General features: G+C 70.0%; 10 protein-coding genes. 4 read left to right on the top strand and 6 right to left on the bottom strand.

Annotated features, from left to right (window positions below; translation table 11 throughout):
- Window positions 1-11: 11 nt before the first annotated feature.
- Together pnuC and OHA77_RS32345 are read left to right on the top strand one after the other, a co-directional pair.
- Window positions 12-653, top strand: a complete 642-nt coding sequence (gene pnuC, locus OHA77_RS32350; RefSeq protein ID WP_326824418.1) for a nicotinamide riboside transporter PnuC — start codon at window positions 12-14, stop codon at window positions 651-653.
- Window positions 650-1,726 (top strand): AAA family ATPase, encoded by a 1,077-nt coding sequence (locus OHA77_RS32345; protein WP_406313109.1) that lies wholly within the window; start codon window positions 650-652, stop codon window positions 1,724-1,726. The genes pnuC and OHA77_RS32345 overlap by 4 nt, the downstream gene beginning before the upstream one ends.
- Window positions 1,727-1,946: 220 nt before the next feature.
- Here OHA77_RS32345 and OHA77_RS32340 read toward each other — a convergent pair whose 3' ends face one another.
- The 6 genes from OHA77_RS32340 to OHA77_RS32315 all read right to left on the bottom strand — a co-directional run bounded on the left by OHA77_RS32340 (window position 1,947) and on the right by OHA77_RS32315 (window position 12,416).
- Entirely contained in the window at window positions 1,947-3,680 is a 1,734-nt protein-coding gene (locus tag OHA77_RS32340) for an ABC transporter family substrate-binding protein (RefSeq protein WP_406313108.1), read from the bottom strand.
- A 13-nt stretch (window positions 3,681-3,693) separates the two neighbouring features.
- Entirely contained in the window at window positions 3,694-5,826 is a 2,133-nt protein-coding gene (locus OHA77_RS32335) for a dipeptide ABC transporter ATP-binding protein (protein ID WP_406313107.1), read from the bottom strand.
- Window positions 5,823-6,734, bottom strand: a complete 912-nt coding sequence (locus OHA77_RS32330) for an ABC transporter permease (protein ID WP_326826882.1) — start codon at window positions 6,732-6,734, stop codon at window positions 5,823-5,825. The genes OHA77_RS32335 and OHA77_RS32330 overlap by 4 nt, the downstream gene beginning before the upstream one ends.
- An 8-nt stretch (window positions 6,735-6,742) precedes the next feature.
- A complete protein-coding gene (locus OHA77_RS32325) occupies window positions 6,743-7,726 on the bottom strand; it encodes an ABC transporter permease (RefSeq protein WP_326824421.1) in 984 nt (327 codons plus the stop codon).
- 244 nt (window positions 7,727-7,970) lie between these two features.
- The gene (locus OHA77_RS32320; protein WP_406313106.1) at window positions 7,971-10,313 is read right to left on the bottom strand and encodes an AAA family ATPase; all 2,343 of its coding nucleotides are present in this window, start codon (window positions 10,311-10,313) and stop codon (window positions 7,971-7,973) included.
- A gap of 357 nt (window positions 10,314-10,670) precedes the next feature.
- Window positions 10,671-12,416 carry a hypothetical protein gene (locus tag OHA77_RS32315; RefSeq protein WP_406313105.1) on the bottom strand — a complete coding sequence of 582 codons (1,746 nt, stop codon included), beginning with the start codon at window positions 12,414-12,416 and terminating at the stop codon, window positions 10,671-10,673.
- Window positions 12,417-12,769: 353 nt separating this feature from the next.
- Here OHA77_RS32315 and OHA77_RS32310 point away from each other — a divergent pair, with 353 nt between their 5' ends.
- Both OHA77_RS32310 and OHA77_RS32305 read left to right on the top strand, forming a co-directional pair.
- Window positions 12,770-14,377, top strand: a complete 1,608-nt coding sequence (locus tag OHA77_RS32310) for an MFS transporter (RefSeq protein WP_406313104.1) — start codon at window positions 12,770-12,772, stop codon at window positions 14,375-14,377.
- 169 nt (window positions 14,378-14,546) lie between these two features.
- On the top strand, window positions 14,547-15,308 hold the full coding sequence (locus tag OHA77_RS32305; RefSeq protein ID WP_406313103.1) for a DoxX family protein: 762 nt from the start codon (window positions 14,547-14,549) through the stop codon (window positions 15,306-15,308).
- The last annotated feature ends 1,143 nt before the right edge of the window (window positions 15,309-16,451 follow it).

Here is a 16,451-nt window from a genome sequence, read left to right as displayed (position 1 = left end):
AGGGAGATCTCATGACGCTCACCGGGCTTCTGGCCCCCCTCCTTCAGCCCGCGTTCACCGTCGCGGGGGCGCCCACCAGCTGGGCCGAGTTACTGGGTTTCGCCACCGGGATCCTCACGGTCTGGCTGGTGGCCCGCCAGCACGTGTGGAACTGGCCGATCGGTGTCGCCAACGTCGTCCTGCTCGGGCTGGTCTTCATGGCCGTCGGACTCTACGCCGACGCGGCTCTCCAGGTGATCTACGTCATACTCGGCCTGTACGGCTGGTGGCAGTGGTTGTACGGCGGAGCGGGACGGACCCGGTTGACGGTCCGCCGGACCGGCCGCGCCGAGTGGGCGGTGCTGGCCGGCTCCGGCATCGTCACCGTCGCCGCCCTCACGTTCGCCCTTGCCGCCTGGACCGACTCGACCGTGCCCTTCTGGGACGCCCTGACCACCGCGCTCTCTCTGGTGGCCACCTACGGGCAGACCCGCAAACTGGTGGAGTCGTGGTGGCTGTGGATCGCCGCCGACCTGGTCTACATCCCCCTCTACGCCTACAAGGGTCTCTATCTCACCAGCGCCCTCTACGTGATCTTCCTCGCGCTCTGCGTCTCGGGGCTGCTGGCCTGGCGCAGCGAACTCACGGTCCGGCGGGTCCGGGTGGCGGCATGAACACGACCTTCGCTCACGGCCTGGTGATCGGGAAGTTCTACCCTCCCCATGCGGGCCACCACCATCTCATCGACACCGCGGCGGCACGGTGCGCCCGGGTGAGTGTGGTGGTCGCCGCCTCGACCGCCGAGAGCATCCCGCTGGCGCTGCGCGCCGCCTGGCTGCGCGAAGCGCATCCGCAGGCCGGGGTGACGATCGCCCCGGTGGTCGACGACGTCGAGATCGACTATGACGACCCGGAGATCTGGTCGGCGCACATCGAGGTGTTCCGGCACGCTCTCGCCCTCGCACACGGCGGCCCCCCGGAGATCGACGCGGTCTTCTCCTCCGAGAAGTACGGCCCGGAGCTGGCCCGCCGGTTCGGTGCCGTCCACGTCGACGTCGACCCGGACCGGGAGCGCTTCCCGGTGAGCGGGACGATGGTCAGGCACGACCCGGCCGCGTGCTGGCGGTGGCTCTCCCCCGGGGTCCGCGGCCATCTGGCGCGCCGCGTGGTGGTCGTCGGCGCGGAGTCCAGCGGGACCACCACCCTGGCCAGAGAGCTGGCCGGCCACTACTCCGCCCGGGGCGGGCCGTGGGCGGCGACCCGGTGGGTGCCGGAGTACGGCAGGACCTACTGCGAGGAGAAGCTCGCCCTGGCCCGCCGCCGTGCCAAGGCCGCGGGCCTGCCCGAACCATGGCTGGACGAGCTGGAGTGGGAGTCCGCGGAGTTCGCGACGATCGCCGAACGCCAGCTTCTCTGGGAGGACGCCGCCGCCCGCACCGGCTCTCCCCTGTTGGTGTGCGACACCGACGCGTTCGCCACCTCGCTGTGGCACGAGCGCTATCTCGGCGTGGCCTGCGCCGTGCATCCGCGGGCCCGGCACGATCTGTGGATTCACACCTCGGTGGAGGGCGTGCCGTTCGAGCAGGACGGCTGGCGGGACGGCGAGGCGGTCCGGCACGGGATGGACGTCCGCTTCCGGGAGGAGCTGGCCCGGCGGAGGCTGCCCCACCTGACCGTGTCCGGACCGCCACGCGCACGGCTGGAGCAGGCCGTCGAAGCGGTCGACGCCCTGCTCGCACGGTGCTAGGCGTTCGCCGCACCGCTCTGAACGGCCGGCGTCCCGGCGCGGAGGATCACCTGCCGTCCCGGACCACCGGCACCGCGCCGGGTCCGGCCGCCGGGCCGACGAACCGCCGCTTCAACCGCCGGACGAGCACCTGAGGCCAGGTCACCGCAGTAGTCATGCGCCGTTCTCGCCACCACCACCCCGGCAGGACCGTGGCAGCGGATCCGCCACCGGGTGAGGACTATTTGACGAAGCCGATGTCCTGGTACTTCAGGTCGTAGAAACCTCGGGCGCCGTAGTTGACGACGGTGTCCTTGACGGCGACGTTCTGCGGGCGCTGGTAGAGGGTCACCACGTTCACCGCCTGCCAGATCAGCCTGTCCGCGGCGTTGGTGTCGGCGATGGCCCGGGTGCCGTCGAGATCGGCGGTCGCCTTGCTCATGGCCGCGTCGATCTGCGGGGAGCCGATACGGCCGAGGTTGGCGTTCCACCGCGGCTGCCCCTTGGCGTCCCTGGTGGCGTCGGCGTACTGGCCGTAGCTGCTGGAGACGGGGAAGGGCGTGCCCACGTAGGCGAAGGCGGTGATGTCGTAGTTGCCGGGGATGATGTATCTGGTGAAGTAGTCGTCGCCGGGCACGGCATGGAGGGTCACCTTGACGCCGAGCTGGGACAGCATGCTCTGGGTGATCTCAGCCTCGGACTTGGTGAGCTGCAGACCGGACGGCATGACGAACCGCAGGGTCAGCTCCTTGCCGTCCTTCTTCCGGGTCTGTCCGGAGAGCCGCCAGCCGGCGGCATCGAGCAGTTGCCCGGCTTTCTGGACGTTGTAGACACCGATCTCGCCGGCGTTGTCCTGGTATCCCTCCTGGGTGTTCATGAAGAAGTGGTTGTTGAGCAGGACGATGGGCCAGTCCAGGCCCTGCAGGTCGGACTGGGCGATGGCCTGGCGGTTGATGCCCATCGCGATGGCCCGGCGGACGTTGACGTCGGAGAGCACCGCGCTCTCGCCGTTCATCGTGATGTGCCGGAAGTCGGGTCCGGCCGCCTGCCGTACGATCGCCCCCGGGGTGCTCTTGGCCCGCGTGTAGTCGGGTGCGGACGGGCCGACGTCGAAGGTGTCGAGTTCTCCGTTGCTGAAGGCGCCGACCAGCGCGTCGCTCTCCAGCGCCCGGTAGATGATCTGGTCCAGCTTGGCCTTCTCCCCCCACCAGGCGTCGTCCCTGACGATGGTGATGGTCTTGGCCGTCTGGTCGAAGGACGCGAACCTGAACGGGCCCGCGGTCACCGGGATCTTGTTCAGCCAGCCGTCGTTGAACGTGGCGGGGGTGGCGTTGGTCGCCTTGGGGTACAGCGGCCCGAACAGCGACTGCCAGTCGCCGAAGGGCTTGGCGAAGGTGACGACGACCTCGTAGGCGTCCTTGCCCTTCCGCACACTCTCGATGTCCTGGTAACCGGTGGTGCCCGCCACGCGGTAGTCGCCGTTCTTGCCGTTCAACGCCTGCCACTGGGCTCGGTAGTCCTCCCAGGTGATCGGTTTGCCGTCGGACCACCTGGCGCTCCGGTTGAGCGTCAGCCTGACGACCTGCTTGGGCCGGTCAGCCGTGATCTTCCCTTCCGACAGGTAGTCGGTGTTCGGCGAGATCTCCCCCTTCTCGTCGGACCGGAAGGCCGAGGGCATGAGCGCGTCGATGACCTTCTTGACCATCGCCAGGTTTCCGTCGACGTGGTTGAGGTTCCAGTTGGTCGGATACTCGTTGAGTCCCCAGCGGAGCAGCCCTCCGTCCCGGACCCGGTCCCGGGCGACCGGGTTGATGTCGTAGGCCTTGACGGCTGAGGCGGAACCGGTCGAGGACTCGTCTCCGTCGCTCGGCCCGCCTCCACCGCTCCCGCCCTGGCCGCCGCAGCCGGCCAGGGCCAACGCGCCGGCCACGCCCAGAGTGGCGGCGAACACGCCCACGCGCCGGATTGATGTCACAGTTCCTCCTGGGTCATACGACTTTTAGCTTCTCGGCGAAATGACATGCGGAGCCGTGGTCCTCCTCAAGCCGGCGGACCTGGGGCTCTTCGTGCACGCACCTTGCCCGGCCGGCCTCGTCGAGGGTCGTGAACAGGGGGCAGCGGGTGTGGAAGCGGCAGCCGGAGGGAGGCGCGGCCGGGCTGGGCAGGTCGCCTTCGAGCAGGATGCGCCTCCTAGAACGCTCCTTCTCGGGATCGGGCAACGGGATCGCCGACAGCAGCGCCTGCGTGTAGGGGTGCAGCGGGGTGTCGTACACCTGGCCGACCTGCCCGATCTCAGCGATCTTGCCGAGATACATGACCGCTACCCGGTCGGCGATATGCCGGACGACGGCCAGATCGTGCGCCACGAACAGATAGGACAGGCCCAGGCGGTCCTTCAGGCCCTCCAGCAGGTTGATCACACCTGCCTGGATGGACACGTCGAGCGCCGAGACCGGCTCGTCCAGCACGAGCAGCCGGGGTTCGAGCGCGAGCGCCCGGGCGATACCGATGCGCTGGCGCTGCCCGCCCGAGAAGTCCTGCGGGTAGCGGGCGGCGTGGCCGGGGTCGAGACCGACGAGATGGAGCAGCTCCCGGACTCTCGGGCCGGGATCCCTGGTCCCGTGTGTGCGCAGCGGCTCGGCGACGATGTCGTAAACGGTCATCCTCGGGTCCAGCGACGCCAGCGGATCCTGGAAGACCACCTGCATGTCCCGCCGGATCGCCATCCGGTCGCGGCGGCCGAGCCTCGCCGTGTCGTGTCCCAGCACCGTTATCGTGCCGCTCTGCGGTCTGGCCAGTTCCAGGATCTCCATCAGCGTGGTCGTCTTGCCACAGCCCGACTCACCGACCAGGCCGAGTGTCTCCATCCGGCGGATGTCGAAGCTGATGCCGTCCACCGCGTGGACCGTGCCGACCCGATGCCGCAGGACCGTCCCTTTCATCTGGGGGTAGTGCCTGGTCAGGTCCTTGACCTCCAGCACCACGTCACGCCCGTCACGCGGCGGCCGTACCGGCGGCGGCCCGGTCTCGTGCGCGTCCGGACCGCCGGACCCCGATCGGTAGATCCGCGCGGGCGTCCAGCCCTCCGCCTCGATCTCGGCCGAGCGGACGCAGGCGGCCCGGTGACCGGGGGAGCCCACCGGTTCCAGCGGCGGTTCCGCCTCGGCGCAGACCGGGACCGCCATCGGACAGCGCGGCTCGAACGGGCAGCCGGGCGGCAGCGCCGCCGGCGACGGAGGGTTTCCCTCGATCGGCACCAGCGGCTGCCCGGCGCCCCGGTCCAGGCGCGGGACCGAGGCGAGCAGCCCCATGGTGTACGGCATGCGCGGGCGGTAATAGACGTCGTCCACCGACCCGATCTCGACGGGCCGCCCGGCATACATGACCAGGACGCGGTCGACAGACCCGGCCACCACCCCGAGGTCATGGGTGATCATGACGATCGCCGCACCGGTCTCGCGCTGTGCCCTCTTCAGCACCTCCAGCACCTGGGCCTGGATGGTGACGTCGAGCGCGGTGGTCGGCTCGTCGCAGATGATCACGTCGGGGTCGTTGGCGATCGCCATCGCGATCATCACGCGCTGACGCATGCCGCCGGAGAACTCGTGCGGGAACGCCTTGGCGCGCTGGGCGGCGCTGGGGATGCCGACCAGGTCGAGCAGTTCGACGGCCCGCTCCGCGGCCCGCCTCCTGGTGACCTTCTGGTGGATCCGCACGGCCTCGGCGATCTGGTCCCCCACCCGGTAGACCGGGGTGAGCGCGGAGAGCGGGTCCTGGAAGATCATTGAGATCGTCTTGCCCCGGAAGGCGGCAAGGGTCTTCTCGGACGCCCCGAGGATCTCCCTGCCCCGCAACCGCACCGAGCCGGTGGCGTGGGCGTGCGGCGGGAGCAGGCCCATCACGGCCAGCGACGTGACCGACTTGCCGGACCCCGACTCCCCGACGACACCGAGCACCTCGCCGGGGCGGACGGTGTATCCCACCCCGCGGACGGCGCGCACCGCGGCGGGACCGGAGCCGAAGGTCACGTTGAGGTCGGTCACCTCGAGGACCGGGTCGGCCAGGGCCGCCGCACCGGACCGGGCCGCCGTGCCCGACCGGCGCTCGTCACACTCTCTCATCGTCCGTCCCTCTTCGCCCCGGGGTCGAAGGCGTCACGCAGGGAGTCGCCGACCAGGTTGACCGCGAGCACGGTGACGATCAGCAGTCCGGCGGAGAACCAGAACGTCCACGGGGCGTAGACGGCCGTCTTGGCACCGTCGGCGATGAGGCTGCCCAGCGAGACGTCGGGCGGCTGGATGCCGAAGCCGAAGTAGGACAGGGAGGTCTCGGTGAGGATCGCGGCGCTGACGTTCAGCGTGGCGTCCACGGCCAGCAGCGAGGACATGTTCGGGATGACGTGCCGGAAGATGATCGTGGCCGGGGGGACGCCCATGAACCTGGCCGCCTGGATGAACTCCCGCTCCTTCAGGGAGATAGTCATGCTTCGGACGATCTTCGAGGTGACCATCCAGAGGAAGAGCGCCAGCACGAACACGAACAGCACCCACTGCCCCTCGGCGAAGAGCGGCGACATGATCGCCAGGATCAGGAAGGCCGGGAGCACCAGCAACAGGTCGGTGACCCAGGTCAGCGCCCTGTCGGTCCAGCCCGTGAAGTATCCGGCGAAGGCACCGACCACCGCTGCCAGCGTGGTGCCGATCACCGCCGCGAGCAGGCCGACGACCAGTGACTTCTGCATGCCGCGCAATGTGACCGCGTACACGTCGGCGCCGGTCTGCAGGGTGCCCCACCAGTGCTCGGCGGAGGGGGGCTGCAGGAACGCCATGAAGTCCTTGTCGGTGTAGCCCCACCTGCCGAGGTAGGGGCCGACGAACGCCAGCAGGAACATCAGGGCCAGGAGCGCGGCCCCGATCCTGCCCTGGGTGGAACGGAGGAAGCGGCCGGCGACCACCCGCAGCCGCGACGGTGCCCTGATTCTGCCGACGGCCGCCGCCTGCTCGGCGAGCTCTTCGTCTGAGATGGTCAACTTCTCGCTCACCCCACCCTTACCCGGGGATCGAGGACGGCATGGAGCACATCGGAGGCCAGAGAGGCCACCAGCACGGCGAAGGCCGCGAAACAGCTGATCGCGGCCACGGTGTTGACGTCGTTGGTGGAGATGGAGTTGACGAGCTGCTCCCCCATGCCGTGCCAGCCGAAGATCTTCTCCGTGAAGGTCGTACCGACCAGCAGCGACCCGAAGGTGAAGGCGAAGTAGGTGACCGCCGGGATCAGCGCCGTGCGCAATGCGTGCCTGACCAGCGCGGTACGGCGGCGCAGCCCCTTGGCCATGGCCGTGCGGATGAAGTCGGCGCCGAGCACGTCGAGCATCATGTTGCGCTGGTAGCGGCTGTAGACGGCGACCAGTCCCAGCGAGAGCGAGAGCGTCGGCAGGATCAGATGCCGGCCCCGGTCCGTCAACTGGGTGAGAAGGCCCCCCTGCAGCCCGGGGGTCGCCTCACCGCTGACCAGGAAGACCTGGCCTCCGACCAGCTCGTTGAACCACACTCCGGTGATGATGAGGATGTTGGCCAGCACGACCGTGGGGACCGCGAGGACGACGAAGGAGGCACCGGTCGACAGCCGGTCGAACGCCCCGTACTGCCTGACCGCCGCACCGGCACCGATCAGTACACCGGCGACACTGCCCAGGACCAGTCCGATGGTGATCAGGCGCAGGGTGACACCGGCCCGTCGCGCGAGGTCGTCCCTGACCGAGTCACCGGTCACCGTCCGGCCGAAGTCACCGTGGGCGACACCACCCGCCCAGGTCAGGTAGCGCTCGAACAGCGGGGTCCGGTCGTTCAGGTTGAGCTCGGTGAGACGCGCGTCGACGACCGCCTGGGGGATCGGCGGGTTGCGGCCCTCGTAGTTCGACCGGGGATCGAGTGCGGCCGCCGCCAGCATGTAGGCCAGGCTCGTGGCGACGACGATCAGCACCAGGTAGTTGAGCAGCCTGCGAAGAAGGAATCCTGCCATCGTCTCCCCTCCGAGATCCTGCCGTCGATGGCCATCCTGCTACAAGTTGCGCCCGAACAACTACAGAGAGTCCTCAATCGGGGGTGCGATCTCGGTCAAGGGCCGTGTCCGCCACCCGCGCCGCGGTAGTCCGCCGGGCGGTGTACGGGTCACCCGCGACGGAACCGGCCGGGATGCGCCCGGTGGGCAGGGCCGTACGTCATGCGGGTCAACACCCGGCGGACAGGGCCGTACGTCACGCGGGTCAACGCCCGGCGAGCTCGTCCACGGCGGCGCGCAGGTCGGCGCTGGTGATCGTGGTCAGATCGGCGGCGCTGGCGGTGCCGCCTCCCAGGGCGGCCAGGCGCACGTCACGGCGCATCGCGGCCCGCTCGAACAGCGAGCGCGCGAACCGGCCGTTTCCAAGGCCGTCGATCAGGCCTTCGTCGCAGACCCAGGTGAAGACCTCGGTCAGATCCCGGTGGGCGGCCTCGTCGAAGCGGTCCCCCGACTGTTCGGCCAGCAGCCCCGCGATCTCGGCCAGCTCGCCCGGCTCGTAGGAAGGGAACAGCACGCGCTGGCTGAACCTGCTGGCCAGGCCGGGATTCGTCGCGAGGAACCCGTCCATCTCCCGCTCGTATCCGGCCAGGATGATCACCAGCCGGTCGCGGTCGTCCTCGGCCCGTTTGAGCAGCGTCTGCACGGCCTCGGAGCCGAAGGCGTCGCCCCCGGCGTAGCCGGTGTTGACCAGGCTGTAGGCCTCGTCGATGAACAGCACCCCGCCGAGCGCCCGGTTCACCAGCTCGTTCGTCTTGATCGCGGTGGCCCCGAGGTGCTGGCCGACCAGATCGGCCCGCTGGGCCTCCACCACGTCGGACTGGGTGAGCAGCCCCAGCGCCGCGAAGATGCGGCCGAGGATGCGGGCCACCGTGGTCTTGCCGGTGCCCGGCGGTCCGGCGAAGACGAAGTGCCGCATCTGCGGCGGGGTCGGCAGGCCCCGCTCCTGGCGCATCCTGGCCACCCTGAGCTGCGCGGTGATCGCGTGAACCTGCCGCTTGACCGGCTCCAGGCCGGCCATCCGGTCGAGGTCGGCGAGCGCCTCCTCCAGTGTGGGTGTGGCCTGGTAGGCGTGGAAACGGACGGTGAGCTCGTCGAAGGCCTTGACGACATCCTGCGCGGAGGTGGTCACCAGGTCCTCGGTCGTGGGTGAGCCGCCCGCACCCACCACCCGCACGTCCCGCGCCTGGGCCGCGGCCTCCACAAGGCTGCGGACGAACCGGGCGTTGCCCAGCTCGTCCACGATCGCGCGCCTGTGCACGTCCTCGAAACGTGCGAGCAGCGCGGGCCCGGCGTCCCCGGCCAGCCGGTCACCGCGCCGTCGCTGCAACAGCTCGGTGATCTGGAGCAGCTCCTCCGGTGCGTAGCTGGGGAAGCGGACCCGGCTGGCGAACCGGCTCGAAAGGCCGGGGTTGGAGGACAGGAAGGCGGACATCTCCTTCTCGTATCCGGCCAGGATGATGATCAGACGGTTGCGGTCGTCCTCGGCCCGTTTGAGCAGCGTCTGCACGGCCTCGGAGCCGAACCGGTCGGGCTGGCCGTCACCGGAGTTGATCAGACTGTAGGCCTCGTCGATGAACAGCACCCCGCCGAGCGCCCGGTCGATCAGCTCGTTCGTCTTGATCGCGGTGGCCCCGAGATACTCCCCGACGAGGTCGGCACGCTGGGCCTCCACCACGTACGGCGTCTCCAGCAGTCCGAACGCGTAGAAAATCTTCGCTACGGTCCTGGCCACGCTGGTCTTGCCGGTGCCCGGAGGGCCGACGAACACGAAGTGGCGCATCGGCGGATCGTTGGAGTATCCGGCCTCCCTGCGGAGACGGGAGGCCTCGATCGAGGCGGCGATGGAACGCACCTGCTCCTTCACCGGAGCCAGTCCGATCATGCTGTCGAGCTCGCCGAGGGCCTCCTCCACCGAGATCGGGGGCGGCGTGGTCCGGTCGCCGGTCACGGCGACCGGCTGGCCGCCCTCGCGGGCCCGCAGCCGGGCCGGTTGTTCCTCCCCACCCAGCGCGGCTCTGACCTGACGGGCCTGGACGAAACGGTAGACCAGCACCGCGGCGGCCACTCCGTACGCGGCCCACAGGACGCCGCCGGGCCACAGCGCGGCGCACACGGGGGCCACCAGGGCAGCCGGAGCCAGCGCCATGAGCGTGGTCAGCCACGGGGGGACCCAGCGGATGAGGTGGGCGGCACCGGCCACGGGCAGGGCGAGGAGCATCAGCCCCGCCGGGGGGGTCGGCTGCGTGCCGTACAGGCTGTGGAAGAGCAGCAGGAACAGCGGCCAGGCGGCCACCACCACCAGGGTCGCGGCGGCGCGGGGAAAGCGGAGGGTCAGGGACATGAAGGCGAGCAGGGTGAGCATGCCGAGGAACGCGTTCAGCGGCGACCAGCCCATGCCCAGTGCCAGGCCGACCGCGCCGATCAGCGGCACCACGTAGATCAGCCTGCGCAGGAAGGGTGACAGCTGGAAATAACGCAGCCTGACGTGTTCGAACGCATCCCGTGCCGCCGCGCGCCCCGCCGGCCGGGCCCTGTCGGGCTCCCGCATCACGCCTCCCCGGTCCGACCCCGGTTATACCGCACCGGGAAGACGTTTGCGCGTGCCTGGGCAACGCGCCACGCCGTCGGACGACACGATCAGATAAACGGATGAGACCGGATGAATCCTATGATCCTGACCGCGCCTTCCGGTGACCTGTCCCACCGTGGGAGGAAGCCGGCTCCCGCCGGGCCACTCGCACCGGTGGCCCGGCAGACCGGAGCGGGCTCGCCCGTCACGGTCCGCCGCCACGGCACCGGTTGCCGGGCATGGGAATGTCACCCGCGGGAAAGGGGTCGCCCGGGTCTCTCGGCCGAGGTCCGGGCGACCCTGGACGCGAGCCGGGATACCCACCTCACCCGGGCCTCACCCGGGCCGTGGGCGACCCTGATGACGGCCGGGATACTCGCCGACCACGACGTGTTCGGGAGTGACCCGGAGTACGGCGGCCTCGGTGTCGCCGACGGCGATGCCCCGCACCTCGGCCCAGAACCGGCGGTCCAGGGGATCCGCGACGAACACCGCCACCCTGGGGTCACGCTCGGCGGCCTCCCACGCGTCGTTGCCGGCGATGAGGCGGAGCTCGCCGTCCGGACCGACCGAGCTGACCGAGCCGACGGCCAGTGCTCGGGGCCCGGTGGAGTCGGCGTAGGCGAGCACCACCTCGCGGGCGTGGGTGAAGGCCCGGCGCACCTCTCCGCTGAGCCCCACCGGGGGCCTGACATCGCCCGGCAGGCGGCGGTCACCGCTCTCGGACATGATCAGGGATGCCCGCCACGGCCCCGGCACGCCCCGCCACCAGGCCCACGCCGACCTTGCGGCGAAGACCGCCACCAGCGCGGCCAGCATCCCGATCCCGATCAGCCGGAACCAGCCGCCGGCCGTTCCGGGAAGTCCCGGTCCGGGTACGGCGGCCGCCGCGCCGAGCGCCAGAGAGGCGGTCGTCAGGAGGGCCAGTGCCGCCTTGAGCCAGCGATCGGCGGCGAGCACCTGGTGGAGGCAGAGGGCAAGACCGCCCCGGGCTCGGGCCCAGCCGAGCGCGAGCGGGACGGCGAGCGCGGCAAAGGCCCATCCCGGCTCGTCCAGGACGACGGTCATCCCCACGATCAGGGCAAGCGCCGACCACGCACGACCCGCCATCAGCCAGAGGGTCACGTCGATGTCCCGCCGGGCCGTACGGTCCCCGTGCACCGCGGTGAACTCGGCCATCGCCCTGACCGGCCGTCCCCGCCACGCCTCGACCAGCACGCGCAGGACGATCACGAACGCGCCGTTGAAGACGACCAGCGCGGCGAGAGCCGCCCACACACCGTCCACCGGCTCCGGCGCGGGACCGAGGAGGGGTGGAAGGGCCGCCCGGGGAAGGGTGGTGATCGCAGCGACGTAGGCGGCGACGGCGAGCAGGGTGATCGAGACCGACACGCCGAGCCACGGATCACGGGAGAGCATGCCGGGGACATAGGGCCAGAGTCTGACCCGGTGGGCCTGCCGGAGGGTGATCACCAGGACGGCGGCCAGCATCGCCCCGCCGCCGATCCCCGCCTCGGTGGTGACACCGGCCCCGAGGACCACCGCGACGACCGCGGTGAGCGACACGGCGAGCAGGACACGGACCTGACGGGACCATACCTCCAGGGCTCGCCTGGCTCTGCCGGTCTCGCGAGGATCGACCGGCCAGGCGGGGTCGTGATGCCCTCGGGGACGTTTCCAGCGCAGGAAGGCCAGGCCGAGGTTGACCCTGGCACCCGGATGGTCGTCCAGGTGGCGTAGCGCGTTGCGGTAGGCGGCCTCCGCACGGCGGTGCTCGCCGCGCAGCAGTGCGAGATCCCCGATGAGTACGTGCGGATCGGGCTCCTCGGGCGCGTAACGGACAGCCCTGGTCGCCTGAGCCCACGACTCCCGCCAGCGTCCCGGTATCCGGCGGAGGGCCGCACCGAGGCGCAGCCGCGCGGTCCAGGAACCCGGCGCCAGCCGTACGGCCTCCTCTGCGGCGGCCACGGCCTCCGCGTCACGGCCGAGCCGTTCGAAGGCGAGGCTGGCGAGGCGGTATCCCCAGTCGGTTCCGGATCCGGCCTGTGGATCACGCTCCACCGCCTGACGGGCGGCTTCCAATGCGCTCTCCGGCCGGCCTCGGTCCAGCCATGCGGCGGCGACAGCACACCATTCACGGGGGTCGTCAGGATCCGGCGGGGCCGGGACCTGAGCGGAGTCCTGCCCGCTGGCACCGCTCACCACGATGGCTCATGGACCTTGCGCTGACTCACCACGACCGCAATGGTCCGTGCGAGATCGCCGTTTGCCTAGATGGCGGATATATGCCTGTATCTCTCTAGAGAGGTCGCCTCTGGCGCACGATGGAGGCGCGCGTCCGTACCAGCGGATCACCCAATGCCGTCTCGTGCAGTGCCCCACTTCGCCTAGGCTGCGACACATGTCCGTCAAGGCTGGTAACTTCTGAGCCGCCCATGACCACTACGGGGATCGTGAGCGGCCCGACTCGCGGCGGAATCGATCCGCAAGCGGGTGGGGCCGGCCGCTGGTCGGTTCTGACACTCCTCTGCTTCAGTCTGCTGCTGATCGCGGTGGACGCCACGGTGCTGCACATCGCGGTCCCGGCGCTGACCGCCGCCCTGGAGCCGAGTTCGGTCGAACTGCTGTGGATCATCGACGCCTACTCCTTGGTGGTGGCGCCGCTGCTGTTGACCTTCGGCACGCTCGGCGACCGCCACGGACGGAAACGGCTGGTGCTCGCCGGATACCTGGTGTTCGGTGCCGCCTCCGCGGCGGCCGCGTTCGCGCCGACTCCAACCACCCTGATCGCCGCCCGGGCGCTCCTCGGCATCGGCGGTGCGATGATCATGCCTGCCACGCTGTCCATCATCCGGCAGGTGTTCACCGACCGCCGGGAGCGCGCGCTCGCGCTGGGTGTGTGGAGCGCGGTCGCGGCTGCCGGAGCCGCCGTCGGGCCGCTCATCGGCGGCCTGCTCGTGGAGCACCTCTGGTGGGGCGCCGTCTTTCTGATCAACGTGCCGATTCTGCTGGTGCTGCTGCCCACCGCCGTCAGGATTCTGCCCGAGTCGCGCCCGCGCACCTCACAACCCTGGGACGCGCCCAGCGCGTTGCTGTCCGTGCTCGGCGTTCTCGCCCTGGCCTTCGGCCTCAAGGAGGCGGGATCCGGACAGCTGGGCGGGGTGGCCGCGTTTCTGTGCGGGGCCGGATTGCTGGTCTGGTTCGTGCGCAGACAGCGGCGGCTGCCCTTCCCCCTACTCGACCTCGGCCTGTTCAGGCAGCGGGCGTTCTCCGTCGGGGTGGCCGCCGTGCTGTTGACCGTCTTCGCGCTGGTCGGCCTGGAATTGATGCTCGCCCAGTATCTGCAGCTCGTGCTCGGTGACAGCCCGCTCGCCGCCGCGGTCCGCATGCTGCCGTTGATGATCGCCTCTGTCGCGGGCGGCCTCGCCGGGGCACGGCTGCTGCGCCGGGTCGGACTACGCGCCACCATGAGCGGCGGCCTCGCACTGACCACCCTGTCCCTGTTCCCCCCGCTGGGCTGGGGCACCGAGCCACATCCCCTGGTGCTCGCGCTCTGCTTCGTCGGCATCGGCTTCGGCATCCAGGTCACCCTGCTGGCGGCCTCCGACACGATCATGTCCTCCGCCCCGGAGTCGCGTGCGGGTTGCGCCGCGGCGATCGAGGAGACCGCCTACGAGCTCGGGGCCGGGCTCGGCGTGGCGGTCCTCGGCACTGTCACCACCATCGTCTATGCGCCCTCGCTGGCCTCGGTGCCCGGCGTGTCCCCCGATCTGATGAGTCTGGCCCGCCAGTCGCTCGCCGCCGCCGCGCATGCGGCGCAGGAACTCGGCGGCGCCGCCGGGACGGCCCTGCTCGGAGCCGCCCGTGTCGCGTTCGTCTCCGGGCTGCACTCCACGATCATCGTGAGCGTGCTCCTGCTGGGTGCGACGACCGTGGCGGTGGCGCTGCTGGTCCCCGGCGACCGGCCGACCCGGGCGGCTTCGGCTGACCGGACTCTTGCGGGGCGCACGCCCGGTCGTTCGGAGCGGATCGGCCCGGAGTGATCCCGTAGAGGCTGGACGGTGCGCTCGGCCACCACGACCGCCTGCCAGGCGTACCGGGCGGCACGGGGAATCCCGGTCCCTTGAGGGCCGGGTGGAGGTCAAGGGTTTGGACGGCCTCTGTTCGGTCAGCTATGGGCAACGACGGGGAATCTGACCAGAATGAGGAACCGTGCGACAGACTCTTCACGATCTCGCCACCTTCGCCGCCAGGCTTGGCGTGGGTGGAATCTTCTTCGCCAACGGCTGGCACAAACTGGAAGCGGGACTGACCGCCACCGGTGACCAGTTCGCGACTCTGGGCGCTCCGGCCCCTGGAGCCTGGGCGGCCACCACGATGTTGATGGAACTCATCGGCGGAGCCCTGCTTGTGGCGGGGCTCGCCGTACCAGCCTGCGGGCTGCTGTTGTTCGCCGAGGCCGTCGCCGTGTTCGTCGTGGCCAGCGGCGAGCAGGGGCTTCCCCTGACCGGCGGCGACGTCAATCTGATCGTGGCACTGGGTGCGGCCTCCATCCTTCTGGCAGTCGGCGGCGCGGGCCGCCTGTCGGTCGACCACATGGTGGTGATCAAACGGCGTGAGGCCGAGGCCGCCGAGGACTTCGCCGCCGATACCGAGGCCGACGACGTCATCGCCGCACTGCGCGAACCCGAATCCGGCGACCTCACCCGGGAGGGGCCGACGCAGGCCGAGAAGCCGGTCCGACGGGAAGACCCGGCCCAGACCACCAGGACGGGCAAGACCCCTCGGGCTGAGAAACCGGCCAGGGACGGCCGTGTGGAGACCTCCGAGACCGGAAAGGACACCGCGGAGTTCCCAGCCGTCCCGTCCCGGCCCCGCCGGAGCACGACGAGCGAGCAGGGGGCCACCTCGCGGCCGAGCAAGGACGCCGACGCCCTGGTAGCCGGCCGGAAAACCGAATCGGCCGACGACTGAACAGCACCGCCCGGCGGACATCCGTCGTACCGGAGAGGGCCGGAATACCCGGAGGCCCGCCGACCGCAGGGGTTGGGCCGATCAATCGCTAGCAATAGAACAGATGCTGCTATTTTCTGGCACTAGCGACATTCTACGGTCAGATTAAATTCTTGCAGGTATTCACCTGGTTTTAGGAAGCTTCACGTCGGCAACCCGCGCCCCGCACGGGTATCACGCGTTGATGGATCTTGAACTTCTGTTCACCATCACATTCTGGTCACTCACTTGCTTCTGGGTACGGAATTCCCTGGTGAAGACATTCGGCGGAGAGAACTGAACTCAACGGACATTCTTAGCGCATATGGGTGCTATCAGGCGTTGAGTGGCGATTCACCAATCCCATCATCAATTCATCTCACCGATCATTCACCAGTCAGATTTCGATCGAGACATGCAGAATTGAGACAAGAGTGGTACAGCAATCAAAAATCCTCCGGGGTAGCCGACTGCTTGCTGTCGCAGTCGCGATGGCGGCCGCCCAAGCCGGCGCCCTGACCGGCGCGACATCCGCGCTGGCCCAGCCGGCCACTACCGCAACGACGGTTTACGCCTGTGTGAAGGCCTACGGGCCTTCCCAGGGAAGGCCCCGCATTCTCGGCGCCGGGATCGCCCTGTGCTACATCGACGAAACGCTGATTCTGTGGAACATCGAAGGCCCCGAGGGCCAACCCGGTCCGCGAGGACCTCAGGGCCCCGTCGGCCCGCAGGGGCCCAAGGGTGACACCGGACCGCAGGGGGCCCGGGGCAGCACCGGACCACAGGGCTCCCGAGGCGACACCGGACCCCAAGGACCACAGGGATCCAATGGTGACACCGGACCACAGGGGGCCCGGGGCAGCACCGGACCACAGGGCTCCCGAGGCGACACCGGACCCCAAGGACCACAGGGACGCCAGGGGCCGCAGGGGGCTGAAGGCCCACGCGGCACCAAGGGCGACACCGGAGCCACCGGAGCCACCGGACCCCAAGGTGACACCGGCCCCCAAGGGCCCAAGGGCGACACCGGCGACACCGGGCCGCAGGGCGACACCGGCTCCCAGGGGCCGCAGGGCGACACTGGACCCCAAGGACCACAGGGTGACACCGGTGACACCGGACCCA

Source organism: Streptosporangium sp. NBC_01639 (assembly GCF_045209755.1).
Classification (GTDB): domain Bacteria; phylum Actinomycetota; class Actinomycetes; order Streptosporangiales; family Streptosporangiaceae; genus Streptosporangium.
The sequence above is the reverse complement of the archived record's forward strand: the minus strand, read 5'-3'. Positions and strand labels throughout refer to the sequence as shown.